Annotated in this window: 1 protein-coding gene; it reads left to right on the forward strand. The window is 58.0% G+C overall.

Translation table 11 applies throughout. The annotated features are described in order from the left end of the window. Positions 1-398, forward strand: a 398-nt coding sequence (locus Q4563_RS16695) for a tape measure protein (protein ID WP_303605286.1), incomplete at both ends; no start/stop codon positions are given.

Below are 398 nucleotides of genomic sequence, written 5' to 3' on the forward strand. Positions count from 1 at the left end.
GGAAGACGTGGCCCGGCTGACCGATACCATCAGCAAATCCTTCATCGTATCCGGGGCCTCAGCGCAAGAAGCCGACGCATCCATCACCCAGCTGTCACAAGCCTTGGCCGCCGGCGTGCTGCGCGGCGATGAATTTAATAGCGTCATGGAACAGTCACCCAGGCTGTCACAGGCACTATCCGCCAGCCTCGGCGTCACCACCGGCGAACTGAGGGCCATGGCAGATCAGGGCCAACTGACCACCGACACCGTCGTCAAAGCACTGAAAGAACAAGCCGCCGCTATCGACGACGAATTTAGCCAGATGCCCGCCACCGTCTGTGCTTCGGTCGAAAAATTGAAAAATGAGTGGCAAATATTCATCGGCGAACTGAACGTAACCAGCGGTGCCAGCGAAC

This window comes from Gilvimarinus sp. 1_MG-2023 (assembly GCF_030548285.1).